Genomic DNA, 15864 nt, shown 5'->3' on the forward strand with positions numbered 1-15864 from the left:
TGAAGGGGTCAGGCGGTCCGCTGGATGAAGACCATCCACATGGACCGCAGGGGCGGAGGGGTGATCGCCGCGACGGCGCGGAACGCCGACCAGGCCAGCACCGACCGGCCGACGTAGGCCGGTTCGCTGTCGTGGGTGTAGGAGCAGTGGCGGAAGGACGTCTCGGGGAACCAGCGGCGCAGGTCGGCCGCGGTGTTCATCCGGTACGCCGTCGGGAAGGTGTCGCGTTCCTGTTTGCCCGGCTGCACCCGGGCCAGGACCCTGCGGTGCAGCCGGTCGGGGACCAGCCGGGCCGGCAGGGCGATCGACCCCCAGCGGTTGGGGGTGCGGGCACAGATCCAGCCCCCGACCCGCAGCACCCGGGTGAGCTCGGCGGCGGTCCGGGCCGGGTACCGGACGTGCTCGAGGACGAAGTCGGCCACCACCGCGTCGACCGAGGCGTCCGGCAGCGGCAGGAACCCGTCGGGCCCGATCACGTGGGCGCGGTCCAGCGTCGGGTTGGTGGTGACGACCGGGTCGACGTCGGCGCCGACCAGCGCCCCGACCCTGCCGCGCAGTCGTCGCAGCTCCCGGCGGTGCTCGACGGGGTCCTCGCCGAAGCAGCCACGGCCCGCGCCGAGGTCCAGGACCACGTCGTCCGGCCCGACGAGGGCCCGGACCCGCTGGTAGAACTCCACCGCCCCGTCGAGCCGGGAGAACCCGCCGGCACCGAGCTCGGGCAGCGTGCGGTGTCGGTGGCGTTCCAGCCGTCCGGTCGCCTCCTGCGGGGCACTCATCGGGACCTCCCGGGCAGGGCACGACGGGCGCGGTGCCGGTAGCGGCCGGTGGCCCCGGGACGGTCCGGGTCCGGCTCCAGTACGTCCGGGTCCCGTGTCGGGGCGGCGGTCGGTTCCGCGTCCCGGTCCGAGGCGTGCCCTCCGGTGTCGACCGACCCCATCGGCGTCACGTGCACGGCGCCCAGCTCGTCGACCGCCGCGGTCAGCTCGTCGGCGTCGGTGGAGTCGGTGCGGCACGCCAGCAGGACACAGTCGGCGAGGCGGGCCAGCTCGACCGCCTCGGAGGACTCCCGGACCGCGGGGCCGTCGACGAGCACCACGTCGTAGCGCTCACGCAGCAGCGCCAGCACCCCGGCCATGGCCGGGCCCTGAAGATCGGTCCCGAGCCCGGCACCGGGGCCGCCGGCCACCAGTACGTCGACCCCGGCCGCGTCCCACCGCAGCATCGCGTCCCCGAGCGTCGCCCGGCCCGCGAGGACCTCGGCCAGACCCCGGTCGGGGGGCAGACCGAGGAGCCCGGCGATCCCGGGGTTCCGCAGGTCCGCCTCGACCACGGCCACCCGCTCGGTGCCGGCGAACGCCGCGGCCAGGGCCAGCGCGGTGGTCGTGCGGCCCTCTCCGCGCACGGCGCTCGCCATGGCCAGCACCGCCCGGTTGCCGCCACGGGCGGTCACCGCGGTGCGGAGGCGGCGGGCACCGTCGGTGACCTCGGGGGAGCCGAGCAGGCTCCCGTCGCGTGCCCGCCGGGGGTGCACCGGCAGCCTGCCGAGCAGCGGTGCCCCGCTGAGGGCGGGCAACCGGTGGCCGACCCTGCGGTCGGTCGTGTGCCGGACGAGGGCCACCCCCGCCGCGACGATCAGCCCCGCGACGGCGGCGACCGGCGCCGTCGTCGCGAGCCCCGGTGACGAGGGCCGGACGGCCGGGCGCGCCGGGTCGACGGTCTCCAGCTGCACGCCGGAGCGGGCGGACCGTTCCAGCTCCCCGACGACGGCGACCAACCGGCCGGCGACGGCGTTCGCCGTCTCCGCGTCCTGTACCGGGTCCGGGCCGGACACGGTCAGTGACAGCACGGTCGACTCCGGCGCCGCGGTGACGGAGATCCGGCCCGCCAGGTCCTCGGCCGGTTCGGCCCGGCCCTGCTGCTCGACCACCGGCACGAGCACCCGGTGGGAGGTCGCGAGCGCGCGGTAGGAGGCGATGCGGTCCTGGGAGAGCAGCGTGCCCTGGTAGGCCGACGTCGGATCGTCGCCGGAGGCGCGGGCGGTGACGTAGATGCTGGTCGTCGAGTCGTAGGTGGGCGGGACGAACAGGGCCACCAGCGCCGCCAGCAGGACGCCGAGGAGCGCTCCGGCGAGCAGCAGACGGCGGTGGGCGGACAGGACGTGCAGCAGGGTCGCGGAGGTCATACGAGGGCCTTCCCGGAGGGGACGGGCGTCGCGGAGGACGCGTGGAGCCCCGCCAGGAGGGCGGGGGCGGTGTAGAGGTAGAGGTCGGCGAGCTGGTTCTCGACCAGGCCTCCGACGAGCCAGGCCGCGACGCTCACCCCGAGGGCGAGGGACAGACCCTCGTACCGGCCGCGCAGGGCGTGGGCGTCGGCGAGCATCCCGGCGGCGGACAGGACGAAACCGACCAGCAGCAGCACCCCTCCGGCGGCGACGAGCTGCACCCAGATGGAGTGGCCCTGGGGCAGGACGGCCAGCCCGACCCCGGTGACCGGGCTGTGCCGGGCGTCGTCGACGGCCTGCTGCAGGATCGAGGCCCGGATCGTGTCGCTGGCCTCGGCCGAGGCCGACCCGGTGATCCGCAGCTGCGACGCCACCGTGGGCAGCCGGTCGCCCGCGACGAGCACGGTGACGAGTCCGGCAGCGGCGACCAGGAGCCCCGGTCCGAGCAGACGCACGCGTGCCCACCGGTCGGTGACCAGGACCCCCAGCGTCCCCAGGACCGCCAGCACGGTCCCGCCGCGGGACTGCGCGACGACCAGACCGCCGACGAGGGCGGCGATGCACAGCAGCGCGGCGCCGCGGTGCCGACCGTGCAGTGTCCGGTGCACCGCCAGGGGCAGGGCGAGGGCCGAGGCGATGGCCAGGTGGTTGGGCTGGACCGAGAGCCCGGTCTGCCTGCCCCCGACGTCGACGGCGTCGATCAGGTTCGCCGAGATCGAGGTCAGCCCGGTGGCGTCGCCGACCGCGACCAGCGCGTTCACCGCGGCCCCGAGCAGCCAGGCCGCGCACAGGCGCCCGATCAGCTGCGGCCGCCCCGGTGCCGCCACGCAGACGGCCAGGGGCAGGGCGAACGCGGCGACCAGCCACTGCAGGCCCGCGACCAGGCCCAGCACCGGCGCGGCACCGATCTCGTCGGCGGAGGGCACGTGGTCGGGGAGATAGCGTCCGGCCAGGTAGGCCCCGGTGGGGTGGAACAGGACCGAGGTGACCGTCGCGAGCGCGATCGCGGCGCTCAACGGCCACACCCAGGCCGGTACCACCAGTGGCCGGCATCGCAGGCACGCGTCGACGGCCAGCGCCAGGCAGGCCGCGGCCAGCAGGAGCGGGGTCGGCTTGAACGGGCTCCAGCCCAGGGCGTTCCACGGTGCGCTGAGCACCGCGGCGGCCAGCAGCAGCTCTCCGATGCGTGCGGCGGCGGTACCCGCCCGCGGGTCCGGGCCGGTCATCGGAGGTCCCCCAGGTGTACCGGGACCGCACCGCGCTCGGCGGGGACGAGCAGCACGTCGTAGTGCTCGTCGACCGGCGGGCGCGGGCCGGCGGGCTGCAGCTGCGTCCCGAGCCGCAGCACCAGGTACCCGCCGCCCACGAGCTGTTCGAGCACCCGGTCCAGCCGCGGTGTGTCGGGCATCCGCTCCACCAGCAGGATCGGCCGGTCGCGCAGGATGATGTCCAGGGCCGACTCCAGGATCCCGGCCTCCGCCCCCTCCACGTCGAGCTTGACCAGGTCACGGCCGGTGATGAGATGCCGGGCGGACAGGGTCGGGACGGTGAGTGAGCGCCGTGCGGCGCGGTCGGCGGTCCCTTCGGTGTGCCCGCGCAGGTACGACCCGGTCGGTGCCGCGGAGAACGACTCCTGGTCGGGCAGCGCCAGGTACAGCGACGAGGGAGCACCCTGTCCCACCGCGGCCGCGGTCAGCACCGCACCGTGGCCGAGCCCGTTGAGCTCGAGGTTGCGACGGGTGGCGCGGGCGGCCTCGGGGTTGGCCTCGACCGCGAGATAGCCCCCCACCGGGGCCGCCGCGGCGCCGACCGTGGTGTACCAGCCGATGTTGGAGCCGATCTCGAGGACCGCGGTCGCCCGGCTGCACAGCAGCCGCCACCAGGCGGCCTCCCCGGGCTCGTAGCCCTGCTCCCCGAACCAGTACAGCGTCCGTTCGAGCCGTGCGCCCACGACGTGCAGGCGGATGCCGCCGCTGCCGGGGACCGTGACGACGGTCTGGTGCAGCGGCCGGTGGAACAGCAGCCGGGCCACCGGCGCCCAACGGGGGTCGGTCCTGCCGTCGTCGGTGATCCAGTGTCGGTGCACCCAGTCGACGGTGCGGCCGGGCACCGCACGGAGCAGCCGGGCGAGCAGCCGGCGGGCACGGACCCTGGACCGGCCGACGAAGGAGAGCCTCGGGCCGGTCATCGGGCACCGCCCGGTGTCCTGCGCAGCTCCCGGCGGACGACCGCGGCGGTCCCGAGCAGGACGACCGTGGCGACGACGGCCAGCGCCCACGCGGCCCCCGCGGCGCCGCCGAGCACACCGCCGAGCGCGGTCCCGGCCACCACGACGGTGCTGCGGCACAGGTGCAGCGCGAGCGAGACCCGACCGCGCCGCGTGCCGTTCAGCAGGGCCATCGCGGGCATGCACCACGCGAGCAGCCCGGTCTGCAGAGCCACCGGCAGTGCGAGCGGCGCGTAGCCGGACCACCGCGGGAACAGCAGCTGCATCAACGGGCCGGCCAGCGCCGCGACCACGGCGACGCCGACGACGACCGGGGCCACCTGGCGGACCACCTGCCGGTGGACCGTGCGCAGGGACGTACCGCCGGGGCCCTGTGCGGCCGTGGCCACCGTGGGGGTCGCCAGGACCAGCATGGCCCCGAGCACGACGGTGGCGGGCTGGGAGACGAGCAGCTGCACGGCACGCAGCCCGCCCGCGTCGGCGGGCCCGAGGACCAGCCCCACCGTCGCGAGCACCAGGAACAGCTCGACCTGGGCGACGACCGCCACCGCGGTGAACCAGCCGGCGATGTCCCCACTGGCCCGCATCCAGGGGCCCGGGGGCGACGGCAGGCCGTCGACCCCGGCCAGGCAGAGCAGCGCCAGCACCCCGGCCAGCGCGCCCGCACCCCAGGAGAGCGCCAGCAGCGGGAGGCCGACCGGTCCGGCCGAGAACTGTCCGAACGCCCAGTGCCCCAGCACCAGGGTGGCGCCCTGGGCCACGGCCCACACCGAGTCGAGTGTGAGCGCGGCGCCGGGCCGCCCCCCGGCCAGGAAGGTGGAGCGACCGACGTCCTGGACGAGGCTGAACACCACACCGGGCAGCAGCCACACCAGCGTGCCGTCGATCACCGCGGCCAGCACGAGCAGGGCCGCCACCGCGGGAAGGGTGCCCCACCACGCCAGCCCCAGGGCGGAGCGGGCCAGTGGTGCCCTGCGGTGCGGTTCGACGGCGGGCAGGTGGACGAGCAGGGAGGAGCCGATGAGCCCGCGGGCACAGGCGAGCACGACGGTCACCCCGGCGAACCCGACGGCGAAGGTGCCGAAGGCGTCGGGGGCGAGGAACAGCGACGCCAGGTAGACGGTGGCGACGTTGGTCCCGGCGTTGACGAGCTGGGAGCTGATGCCCAGGACGGTGGGGAGATGGTGCCCGAGTCCGACGGGCCGGGCCGTGCGCAGGGTCTCGGGCATCATGCGACCCCGCTCCGGCACAGGCGGTCGAGCCAGCCGAGGTATCCCGCGTGGGCCTGCGCGGCCGAGCAGCGTTCGCGGGCGTGGTCCCGGCCGCGGTGGCCCAGTTCGGTGGTGTCCTGGCCGATCAGCCGTTCGATCGCGCTGAGCAGCGCGCCGGGGTCACCCGGCCCGACGACGACGCCGGCCCCCGCGGTACGCAGATCGGCCGCGGCGGGGCTGCGCGCGTCGGTGGCGGCCACGATCGGCCGGCCGGCGGCGAAGTAGGAGGTCAGCTTGCTGGGTGCGCAGGTCTCGCGCAGACCGGGGCGCTCGTGGAGCAGCAGCACGTCGGCGGCGTCGAGCACGTCGGGGAAGTCGTCCTCGGGGACCGGCGGCAGCAGCCGGATCCGTGAGCATCCCTCGGCGGCCCGGGCGATGCGGGCCCGCTGGTTGCCGTCGCCGACCAGGACGAACTCGACCGGCACGTCCCAGCCCTCGGCGAGCCGGGCCGCCTCGACGACCCCGTCGAGCCCTTGCTTGGCCCTCATGTTCCCGGCGTGCATCACGACGTGCCGGTCGGGCCGCAGCCCCAGCCGGGAGCGGACGGTGTCGCGGTCGCCGACCGGGGCCGCGACGTGGGTCCAGTTGTGCACCACGTCGACGTCCGCACCGGGGATCCCCTGGGCGACGAGCCGGTCGCGCAGCACCTCGTGCACCGTGAGGATCCCGTCGGCGCGACGCAGCAGCGCGGTCTCGGTGCGGGTGATCAGGTCGGCCAGCACGTGTCGGGCCCGCGGGCCGACGCCGCTCAGGGGGCCGCGCGCCCCGCCGAGCTCGTGGGCACCCGCGCCGTAGAGGTCCTGGACGACGACCCCGAGCGCCGTCGTCCGTCCGGCCCGGCGGCCGCGGCGGCGCTGCACCTGCGCGGCGGCCACGCCGAGCAGGGCGGGGCTCACCGCGACCACGACGTCGGGCGGATCGGGAACGACCCTCGCCGCGGCCGTGGCGAACACGGCTTCCATCGCGATGCGGCCCATCGGGCCGCCGTCGCGGGGGACGGGGTGGGGTACTCGGGTGATCCGCACCGGCCCGTCCCACTCCTGACGGCTGACCCGGCAGCCGTCCTCGCTTCGCCACCGGGGGTAGTGTGGAAACCCAGTAACGACAGTTATCTGGTGTCCGGCTTCTGCGAAGGCGTGCGCCATACCTGTCGTGTACGGAGCGATTCCGGTCGGTTCCGGAGAGTAGTTGAGGCCCACTATCAGGATGTCAAGGCGCTTCATATGGGCCTCCTGCTTACGGGTCGTTCGGGTGGGGTGGGGGCGTTTGCCCTGCGAGGAGGACTGATCCCTTGATGTCCTTGTCGACGGTAACTGTCGCTACGTTAACAGTGAAGTGGCGGTCGACACAGTTGCTCCGCGATGTTTACGTTTCCTTTCCGGGTGTCTCCGGAAGGGTCCGGGTTGTCGCTCATGCTTGCTGATGTGGTCGAGAACGGGCATTATCTTTATAAGCAGTAACGACTGTTACTGATAGTCTCGTTGCTCGAACAGGGAGTCACGATGCCGTTCGGAGTCCGGTCCCGGCGCCTGCGTACCGCGTGCGCGCTGCTCGCGGCCGCCCTGCCGTGGGCGATGCGTCGTCCGATCCTGGTGCACGTACTGGGCCACAGCATCCATCCCACGGCCAGGGTCGGCTTCTCCCTGGTGGACGTCGGTCACCTGGAACTCGGGCCCGGGGCCGAGATCGGTCACCTGAACGTCGTCCGGGGGCTGGACCGGGTCGCCCTCGGAAGGTCGGCGGTCCTGGCCCACCTGAACTGGGTCAACGCCGTCCGGCGGGACCGCGGTTTCCTCCAGGGGGTCGACCGGTCACCGGAGCTGGTCCTCGGCCCGTGCGCCCGCATCATGGTGCTGCACCTGCTGGACTGCACGGCCCGGATCGAGCTCCGGGAGCGGGCGACGGTCGCCGGCTACCAGTCGCTGCTGATGACCCACTCGTTCGACCCGGCGACCCACAGCCAGACCGCGCAGCCGATCGTGGTGGGGGAGCGCACCGTCCTCGCGGCACGGGTCACGGTGTTGCCGGGGGCGGAGGTCGCGGGGCACAGCCTCGTCGCGGCCGGTGCGGTCGTGGTCCGCCCGCTGCACGGGAGCCACCACCTCTACGGCGGTGTCCCCGCGAGGGTGCTGGGCACCCTCGCCCCGGACACGGGGTTCCTCGTGGCCGACGAGGAGATCGCCCGATGAGCGGGGTGTCCGAGCCGGAGCTCTCCGAGATCTACGGTCGGCTGCAGGAGCACGTGGCGTCCGGGGGGCCGCCACTGGGGCATCTGCTGCACAACCCCGGGGACGTCCTGCGGGCCGTGCGCGCGATCGCGGCGTTGCCCGTGCTGGAGGCCCGCTTCTCCGCGGGCCCGGACGGCCGGGCACTGCGTGCGGTCTTCCGCGAGGGACGTGTCCGGTTCGGGCGTTGGGAGCATCGTTCGGTCGTCGTCCTGCCCGACCGGGTCGAGGACGTCGGGTCCGGCCGGCCCAACCGCACCCTGCGCCGCCAGGTCCGCCACGCGACCGCCGCCGGACTGCGGTGCGAGACCGTCGATGATCCCGACGAGCGACGCCGGCTGGTGGCCCTGGCCGACGAGTGGGAGCGCTCCCAGCCCGGGGCCTACCGCAATCCCGACGCGGACAACGGGGACCTCGTGCGCTTCGACCTGTGGCTGGCGGTCTACTCCGCGGAGGGCTGCCGTTGCTGCTGTCCGTCGCTCCGGTGGACGGCGGGTGGGGGTGCGTGCGCTACTTCCGCACCCTGGCCCCGGGCCCGGACCGGTCGGGTGCCCGCTACCTCGCCGTCCACCGTCTGCAGTGCGAGCTGGTGGCACGTGGTGTCCGCTACCTGGTCGACAACCGGTCGCCGGTCGGGCTCCCGAACGGTCTGCGTCACTTCCAGCGGATGGTGGGGTTCCGCCTCCACCGGGTCCGGGTGCGTCCCGAGCCGGCAGCCGGGTCCGCAGGGACAGCTCCCGGTCCGAAGGGGCCGTTGCGGGTGCTGCACGTGCTGGGTCGCATCGGCGCCGAGCAGGGCGGGTCGGCCGCCGCGGCGGTGGCGGTGGCCCGCACCACCCGGGCCGTCGGCGACCGGGCGACCCTGCTGACCACGGTCGGCTCGCCCGACGAGCTGCCCGGCGCCGAGGAGCTGGGCGAGGTGGACCTGGTGGCGTGCCGGCGGTCGTGGCCCGGCTGCTGGGCGCTGTCCTGGTCGTTGGTGGGGTGGCTGCGCCGGCACTCGCACCGTTACGACCTGCTCGAGGTGCACGAGGTGTTCTCGATCCCCGCGCTCGCCTGCTGGTGGGCCGCTCGCCGGTCCGGTGTGCCCCTGGTGATCCGGCCGCACGGCTCGTTGGAGCCCTACGACATGGCCCACAACCACCCGTGGCTCAAGCGGATGCTGCGTCCCGCGCTGCGCCGGCTGCTGGAGGACTGCGCGGCGGTCTGGCTGACCGCGCAGCGCGAGTCGGCCAATCTGGCGGGGCTGGGCGCCGCGCCCTGCACCGTGGTGACCGCACTGCCGGTGGACGCCCCGTCGAGCCCCGGAGACGGAGCCGGGTTCCGGGCCTCGCTCGGGCTGACCGCACAGGCACGGATCGTGCTCTTCCTCGGCCGGCTCGACCGCAAGAAGGGACTGATCCGGCTGGTCGAGGCCGTGGACAGGGTCCGGGCCGAGGACCCGCACGCGGTGCTGGTCGCGGCCGGATCCGGGGACCCGGCGTTCGCCACGGAGCTGCGGTCGCGGGTCGCCGGCCTGGACCACCCGTCGGCGGTGCACCTGGTCGGGTACCTCGGGGGGCAGCGCAAACGTGACGCCCTGGCCGCGGCGGACCTGTTCGTCCTGCACTCCGACAACGAGAACTTCGGCATCGCCCCGGTGGAGGCGGTGCAGGCCGGGCTGCCCGTGCTCGTCTCCGACGAGGTCTACGTCGGCGACGACCTCGCCGCCGCCGGGGTCGCCGTGGTGGTGCCGGCCGGTGACAGCGCGGCGCTGTCCTGCGAGATCGCCGCGTTGCTGGCCGATTCCGCCCGGCGGGCCGCGCTGGCCGCGGCCGCCGGCCCCGCCGCTGCCCGCTACCTGCCCGACCGTGTCGCCCGGCGCGACGCCCGGGTCCGCCGTGCCGTCCTCGCCGGAACCGTCGACACCCTCGGGGAGCACCCGGAATGACCCTGCACGTGACCACACCCCCGCGCACGCCGGGAACCCGACGCACCCGCCTCCACACGACGCTGGACAGGACCCGCCTGCGGGTGCGCAAGCTCGTCCGGGTGGCCCGGCGTCCCCGGCTGCGCGCCGCGTTGCGCCAGGGTGTGCTGGCCGCCACCGACCACCAGGACTCCGGTCTCGGCGGCCCGTTCGCGACCGTCGTCGACGTCGGGGCCTCGCGGGGACAGTTCGCCTCCTGGATCCGCGACCGCCACCCCGACGCCCGGATCGTGTGCTTCGAGCCCCTCGCCGAGGCGGCGGGGCGGATCCGCGCAGTGGTGGACGGCCCCGTGGAGGTGCACGTCGCCGCCGTGGGAGCCCGGCCCGGCCGGTGCACGCTGCACGTCTCGGCCGCCGACGACTCCTCCTCGTTGCTGCCGATCGGCCGGCAGGCCCACGAGTTCCACGGCACCGCGGAGGCCGGGGTGCGCGAGGTACCGGTCACCACCCTCGACGAGCACCTCGACGCCGACATCGCGCAGCCCGCCCTGCTGAAGATCGACGTGCAGGGCTACGAGCTGGAGGTGCTGCGCGGCGCCACCCGGGTGCTCGACTCGGTGCAGGAGATCCTCTGCGAGTGCTCGTTCGTCGAGCTCTACGTGGGTCAGCCGCTCGCGGGCGACGTCGTCGCCCATCTGGCGGGCCGGGGGTTCCGGCTGGTCCATGTCGCGGGCATCAGCACCGGGGTGGACGGCGAGCAGCTCCAGGCCGACCTGACCTTCCGCCGGGTAGCGGGGTGACCACGCGTCTGCGGCCGTGCACCGATCCCGCCCGGTGGGATGCCGCACGGGCCGCCTCGGGGCGTGCCCCGATCCCCTTCCACGACCTGACCTGGCTCCGGTCGGCCGCGGCGATGACGGCGACCACGCTGCACCCGATGGTCGTCGAGCGGTCCGGCGAGCCCATCGGCATCCTGCCCCTGCTGTGCCGGCGGATCGGCCCGCTGGGCCTGGTCAGCTGGTCCCCGACGCCCTACGTCGGACCGGTGCTCGCGGCCGCGGACCTCGCGGAGGGTCTGGAGCTCGCCACCCGCTGGTCGTTCCGGCACGGGGTCGGGGTGCAGCGCTACGGGTTCTCCCCGGTGGAGAGCCCGTCGGAGGAGGTGCTCCGTGAGTACGGGTACACCGTGTCCCACGAGCGCACCTACCTGCTGGACCTCGGTGTCGGGGTCGACGCGCTCTGGGCGGGGACGAGTGCGCAGTGCCGCAAGAAGGTCCGCAGGGCGCGGGCACGGGGCATCGAGGTGCACCCGGTCCGCGACACCGGCTCGCTGGGACGTGCCGTGCGGGCGGCGTTCGCCTCCCGCGGTCGTCGCGACGGGCTACGTGGCGTCTTCCCACCCCGCTACGACGACCTGACGGCGGGTCCGGCGGCGGTGCACCTGGCCGAGGCCCGCGACGTCGACGGCCGGGTGCACGCCGTGCTGGCCACCGTCTGCCTCGACGGCTACGCGGTGACCTGGGCGGGCGGGGTCCTGCCCGAGCACCGCGACTCACCGGCCGGGGTGCTCCTGTACTGGGACGCGATCGCCTGGGCGTGCGGGCGGGGCGCGCACACGCTGGACCTGCTGGACCTGCTGGGCGTGCCGGACGAGGGCATCGACCGCTTCAAACGGCAGTTCGGCGGCACGTCGCACCCGGTCACCGTGGCCGAGCGGGCCCTGCCCGGGCTGCGGATGCTGCGTCCGGGATGACCCCGGATCTCAGGAAGGTCCCCGGAGATCAGGACGACCCGGTGTCGTCCGGGTGGGGCCCGGGCGGTCGGCGCAGCCGGTGCACCGACCACCAGCGCGCGGTGGCCGTGCGCTCCCAGCGCGGGTCGTCGTCGAGCACGGCGCGGTGCACCGGGTTGACGTAGCCGACGGTCACCGGGCCGCTCGCCTGCTCGGCCACACGGTCCAGCACGCGTCGCAGCACGGCGGGGCCGAAGGGGTTGAACAGGAACACCAGCAGCGGGCCCGCCGGGACGGCCGTCGTCGCGGCGTCGCCGGTGTGGACCACCACCGCGGTGGATCCGCCCGCGGCCAGGTTGGCACGCGCGGTGCGGGCCAGCTCCGCATCGAGCTCCACCCCGACGACCCGGGCGAAGCCGTGCGCCCGGGCGAGCGCCAGGGCCCGCCCCCGTCCGCATCCCAGGTCCAGGAAGGTGGTGGCCGACGGTGTCGTCGCACAGGCCGCCACCACGGCGCGGAAGCGCCGCAGCCCCACCGGCTGGTAGGCGTAGGCGGCGTGCGGGTCGGGGGTGTCGCCCGGGGAGTCCGGCCGGAGCATTCCGGCGGTCCGGATGCCGTAGCGACGGTCGACCGCGGTCTCCGCGGCGCGGCGCAGGCACCGGTGTCCGAGTGCCACGGTCTTGGCCACGACGAACCCGGCGACCGCACCCGGTGCGCCGCTCTCCCCGAGCCCGCTCCGCGCCCGGTGCAGGTCGTCCGCCAGCCGTCGTCGCTCCGCGCGCAGCACGTCCGCGAGCCGGCGGGTGCGGCTCACCATGCCCCGTCCCCCCGCAGCACCGCGCGCACGGTGCGCACCAGGATGATCAGGTCCAGCCACAGCGACCAGGTCTCCACGTAGCGCAGATCGAGTGTCAGCGACTCCTCCCAGCTCAGGGTGCTGCGGCCGCTGACCTGCCAGAGCCCGGTCATCCCTGGCCGCACGAGCAGCCGGCGTCGGGCACGGTCGCAGTAGGTCGCCACCTCGCCCGGCAGCGGCGGACGCGGGCCGACCAGGCTCATCGATCCGCCGACGACGTTGAACAGCTGCGGCAGCTCGTCGAGCGAGTACCGACGCAGGACCGCCCCGACCCGGGTCACACGTGGGTCGCGCCGCATCTTGAACAGCGGGCCCGCCCCCTCGTCCACCGCGTGCAGCCCGGCGCGCAGCTGCGGGGCGTCGGGCACCATCGTCCGGAACTTCAGCATCGCGAAGGGCCTGCCCCGAACGCCGATCCGCTCCTGGCGGAAGAAGACCGGGCCACCGTCGCCGCAGCGCACGGCCAGCGCGACGACCAGCAGCAACGGTGCGGTGAGGAGCAGGATCGACAGCGCGGCCGCCCGGTCGAACGTGTGCTTGAGCGTCCGCGCGGCCCCGTCGAGTCGCAGCCGGGGCAGGCGCAGCAGCGGGAGGCCGTCGAGGTCGGTCAGGGACGCCCGCCGCGCGGTCACGTCGACGAGCCCGGCATCGACGACCAGCTCGACGGGGGTGTCCTCCAGCGACCAGGCCAGGCGGCGGAGCTCGGCAGGGCCGGCACCGGCCGAACGGCACACGACGACGACGTGGTGTCCGTGGCGCAGGGCGACACTCGCCGCGTCGTCCTGGTCGCCGAGCACGGGGACGTCCTCGACCGCGGCAGGTCCCGTACGGGTGGCGGCGGGCGTACAGACACCGGTCACCTCCCAGCCGGAACCGCGGTCGGTGCGGGCCCGTCGGACGAGGTCGGCGACGGCATCGGCCGGGCCGACCGCGAGAACCGGGGTGAGGCCGACTCCCCGACCTCGGCGCCGTCGGAGGAACCGGTCGCGCACCAGCCGGACGGCCCCCAGCAGGACCTCCGTCACCGGGACGACGACCAGGGCCCAGGTGCGCGCGGGGTCCGCGGTCGGTGCGATCCCGCTCGCGGCGAGTCCGCCGGCCGCCAGCACGCCGCCGGCGACCAGCACCGCCTGGCCGAGCCGCCGGAACTCCTCGGCCCTCCTGCCGACGACCTCCGGCGACCAGGAGCGGACCAGCGCCAGCGCGCCGACGAGCGCCACCGCGGTGGTGACGGCGCCGGCGAGCCGGTCGGCCGGCTGGGCCCCGCCGATCCCCGACGCCACCGCCCCGGTCACCGTCAGCAGGATCGTCGCCAGGTCCGCGGCCGCGGTGCGCGACGCCCTGGAGGCCCGCCGGATCGGGCGGTGCGGACGGGAGACGGGCGTGACCGGGGGCGTGGGACCGGGGGGCCGACGGAGAAGGGTCTCTCGGGGCCGGGGGACCGGTGGAGCGGTCTGGTCGGGCGCCGCGGCCACGACGAGCGGGTGCTGGGAACTCACGTGGGCTCCTCGGATCGGGCGGGGGCGCGTGTCAGAGCGTGTTTGGAAATGGTGGGTGTGTCGGGATGGTCGACACGGCTGGGGTGCTCCATCGTGGTCGGCATGCAGGAACGACCGCGCCGGTACCCCTCGGACACCAGTGATGCCCAGTGGGTGGTGATCGAGCCGTTGTTACCGCCGCTCGCGCGGCGGGGGCGGCCTGTTGCTCATGCTCGTCGGGACGTGCTGGACGCGATCTTGTATGTCGTGCGGACCGGGTGTGCCTGGCGGGCGTTGCCGGTGGACTTCCCGCCCTGGCAGACCGTCTACTGGTACTTCAACCAGTGGGAACAGCAGAAGGTCACCGAGAAGATCCTCCCGGTCGTGCGGGGGCAGTTACGTATATCGCCGAGGGCCGTGATCCGGAGCCGAGTGCGGGGATCATCGATTCCCAGTCGGTCAAGGGCGCCGACACCGTCGGCCAGGACTCCCGCGGCTACGACGCCGGGAAGAAGACAGGCGGACGGAAACGGTTCATCGTGACCGACACCCTCGGTCTGCTGCTGACCACGATGGTGTGCTCGGCCTCGGTACAGGACCGCGACGGCGCCAAGCCGATCCTGCTCAACCTCTACCTGCGCACCAGGGTGCGGTTCGTCTACGCCGACGCCGGCTTCGCCGGGCGACTGCTCGACTGGGCCGCCACGATCCTGCAGACAACGATCGAGATCATCCGCAAGCCACCCGAGCAGCGCGGATTCACCGTCCTCCCACGAAGGTGGGTGGTCGAACGGACCCTGGCCTGGCTCACCGCACACCGACGCCTGGCCCGAGACTACGAACGCCACCCCACCACATCCGAAGCCATGATCCGCTGGGCCGCGATCAACACCATCACCCGCCGCATCGCCCGTGGATACCCCGCCACCCGCCAGCAGAAACACACGACACCCTCAACCCACTAGAATTTCCAAACACGCTCTCAGCGGAACGCCCACAGTAACAAGTGCTATCGCTATATGAAACCGGAGATGTGGCGAGGTGGGAATCACCTGTCGAATGGTGACCGGCTGCCTACTGAGCGTCGCCGAGCTCGACCGTCGTACTAAAAGGCCTGGATGAGGGGGGTTCGAGGTCGCCGGAGCATGTGAGGTCCGTGACAGTAGGAGATATCGGTAGCGTCGGTTACTGTGAAGTCTCCACGGAAGTCCACGAGAGGAAAAGCCATGAATGCGAACTGGTTCAAGAGGACTGCGGCACTGATGGGCGGCGTGGTGGTCGCCGGTCTGCTGTTCACCGCACGGCGATGGCGGACGAGCCGGTGGGCGACGGCGTGTGGAGCCCCTCGCACGACGCCTCGCTGCAGCGTGCGCCCCTGTGCCAGGGGCCGTTCGCGACCCTGGACTGGCTGGACAAGAACTTCGCCGACCACGGTCGCGACGGCCAGGCCCAGCTCGCGGCGAACCTCGCCGCCCTGCAGAGCGGCGACCCCGGGAAGATCCTCGGCCAGGCGGAGACCTCGCTGCTCCAGTACCCGATCTACGCCGTCAACGACACCTTGTTCCACGTCCCCGGCGACGGTGGGCGACGTGGCCGCGCTGTGCGCGTCGACCCGCCAGTGAGCTGACCCGATCGATCGTCATTCGGCCCCGCCCACCTCGGGCGGGGCCGGTGATCGGCCGGCCGCGACATCGAGGAGAGCGAACATGCGAGAACTGACACGCCGGGCGGTCCTGCGTGGTGCGGCACTGGCCGGAACGGCGGTCCTCGTCGGTGTCCGGACGCCCGCCCCAGATGGGTACGTCCCTGCCCGACTTCCCCGCCGGCGTCCCGGTGCACCGGGAGGTCTTCGAGAACTGGGACGGGGTGATCACGACCGATCCGTTGTGGACCTGCGTTCCGCGTACGCCGGCCGACGTGGTCGCGGTGCTCGACTGGGCGCACC

At 74.2% G+C, this 15864-nt stretch carries 14 protein-coding genes; 6 read left to right on the forward strand and 8 right to left on the reverse strand.

What is annotated here, in order from left to right:
• Window positions 1–8: 8 nt before the first annotated feature.
• From KPL57_RS23685 to KPL57_RS23710, 6 genes are read right to left on the reverse strand one after another with little or no spacing between them, the layout of a single operon-like run.
• Window positions 9–776 carry a class I SAM-dependent methyltransferase gene (locus KPL57_RS23685; protein ID WP_226353219.1) on the reverse strand — a complete coding sequence of 256 codons (768 nt, stop codon included), beginning with the start codon at window positions 774–776 and terminating at the stop codon, window positions 9–11.
• Window positions 773–2182 carry a polysaccharide biosynthesis tyrosine autokinase gene (locus KPL57_RS23690; protein ID WP_226353220.1) on the reverse strand — a complete coding sequence of 470 codons (1410 nt, stop codon included), beginning with the start codon at window positions 2180–2182 and terminating at the stop codon, window positions 773–775. Before KPL57_RS23690 ends, KPL57_RS23685 begins: the two co-directional genes overlap by 4 nt.
• Complete coding sequence (locus KPL57_RS23695) at window positions 2179–3447, reverse strand: O-antigen ligase (protein WP_226353221.1); 1269 nt, start codon at window positions 3445–3447, stop codon at window positions 2179–2181. Before KPL57_RS23695 ends, KPL57_RS23690 begins: the two co-directional genes overlap by 4 nt.
• The gene (locus tag KPL57_RS23700; protein WP_226353222.1) at window positions 3444–4409 is read right to left on the reverse strand and encodes an FkbM family methyltransferase; all 966 of its coding nucleotides are present in this window, start codon (window positions 4407–4409) and stop codon (window positions 3444–3446) included. Before KPL57_RS23700 ends, KPL57_RS23695 begins: the two co-directional genes overlap by 4 nt.
• Window positions 4406–5680, reverse strand: coding sequence for a hypothetical protein (locus KPL57_RS23705; RefSeq protein WP_226353223.1), 1275 nt, complete (start codon window positions 5678–5680; stop codon window positions 4406–4408). Before KPL57_RS23705 ends, KPL57_RS23700 begins: the two co-directional genes overlap by 4 nt.
• Window positions 5677–6942 carry a glycosyltransferase family 4 protein gene (locus KPL57_RS23710; protein WP_226353224.1) on the reverse strand — a complete coding sequence of 422 codons (1266 nt, stop codon included), beginning with the start codon at window positions 6940–6942 and terminating at the stop codon, window positions 5677–5679. Before KPL57_RS23710 ends, KPL57_RS23705 begins: the two co-directional genes overlap by 4 nt.
• A gap of 279 nt (window positions 6943–7221) precedes the next feature.
• On the opposite strand from KPL57_RS23710, the gene KPL57_RS23715 reads away from it, so the two are divergent.
• The 4 genes from KPL57_RS23715 (at window position 7222) to KPL57_RS23730 (ending at window position 11606) form a co-directional block, all read left to right on the forward strand.
• Window positions 7222–7908 carry a hypothetical protein gene (locus KPL57_RS23715; RefSeq protein ID WP_226353225.1) on the forward strand — a complete coding sequence of 229 codons (687 nt, stop codon included), beginning with the start codon at window positions 7222–7224 and terminating at the stop codon, window positions 7906–7908.
• Between the two features lie 499 nt (window positions 7909–8407).
• Window positions 8408–9874 carry a glycosyltransferase gene (locus KPL57_RS23720; protein ID WP_226353226.1) on the forward strand — a complete coding sequence of 489 codons (1467 nt, stop codon included), beginning with the start codon at window positions 8408–8410 and terminating at the stop codon, window positions 9872–9874.
• Window positions 9871–10653, forward strand: coding sequence for an FkbM family methyltransferase (locus KPL57_RS23725; protein WP_020627172.1), 783 nt, complete (start codon window positions 9871–9873; stop codon window positions 10651–10653). The genes KPL57_RS23720 and KPL57_RS23725 overlap by 4 nt, the downstream gene beginning before the upstream one ends.
• Entirely contained in the window at window positions 10650–11606 is a 957-nt protein-coding gene (locus tag KPL57_RS23730) for a GNAT family N-acetyltransferase (protein WP_226353227.1), read from the forward strand. The genes KPL57_RS23725 and KPL57_RS23730 overlap by 4 nt, the downstream gene beginning before the upstream one ends.
• A 28-nt stretch (window positions 11607–11634) precedes the next feature.
• Here KPL57_RS23730 and KPL57_RS23735 read toward each other — a convergent pair whose 3' ends face one another.
• Together KPL57_RS23735 and KPL57_RS23740 are read right to left on the reverse strand one after the other, a co-directional pair.
• Entirely contained in the window at window positions 11635–12402 is a 768-nt protein-coding gene (locus KPL57_RS23735; protein WP_226353228.1) for a class I SAM-dependent methyltransferase, read from the reverse strand.
• Entirely contained in the window at window positions 12396–13940 is a 1545-nt protein-coding gene (locus tag KPL57_RS23740) for a sugar transferase (RefSeq protein ID WP_226353229.1), read from the reverse strand. Before KPL57_RS23740 ends, KPL57_RS23735 begins: the two co-directional genes overlap by 7 nt.
• A gap of 102 nt (window positions 13941–14042) precedes the next feature.
• On the opposite strand from KPL57_RS23740, the gene KPL57_RS23745 reads away from it, so the two are divergent.
• Both KPL57_RS23745 and KPL57_RS23750 read left to right on the forward strand, forming a co-directional pair.
• A protein-coding gene (locus tag KPL57_RS23745; protein ID WP_226353067.1) for an IS5 family transposase occupies window positions 14043–14884 on the forward strand; the annotation gives its coding sequence in 2 pieces (ribosomal slippage) (window positions 14043–14321 and window positions 14324–14884; 840 coding nt in all).
• A gap of 341 nt (window positions 14885–15225) precedes the next feature.
• The gene (locus KPL57_RS23750; RefSeq protein ID WP_226353230.1) at window positions 15226–15546 is read left to right on the forward strand and encodes a hypothetical protein; all 321 of its coding nucleotides are present in this window, start codon (window positions 15226–15228) and stop codon (window positions 15544–15546) included.
• Window positions 15547–15864: the final 318 nt, after the last annotated feature.

This window comes from Pseudonocardia sp. ICBG601, from assembly GCF_020496245.1.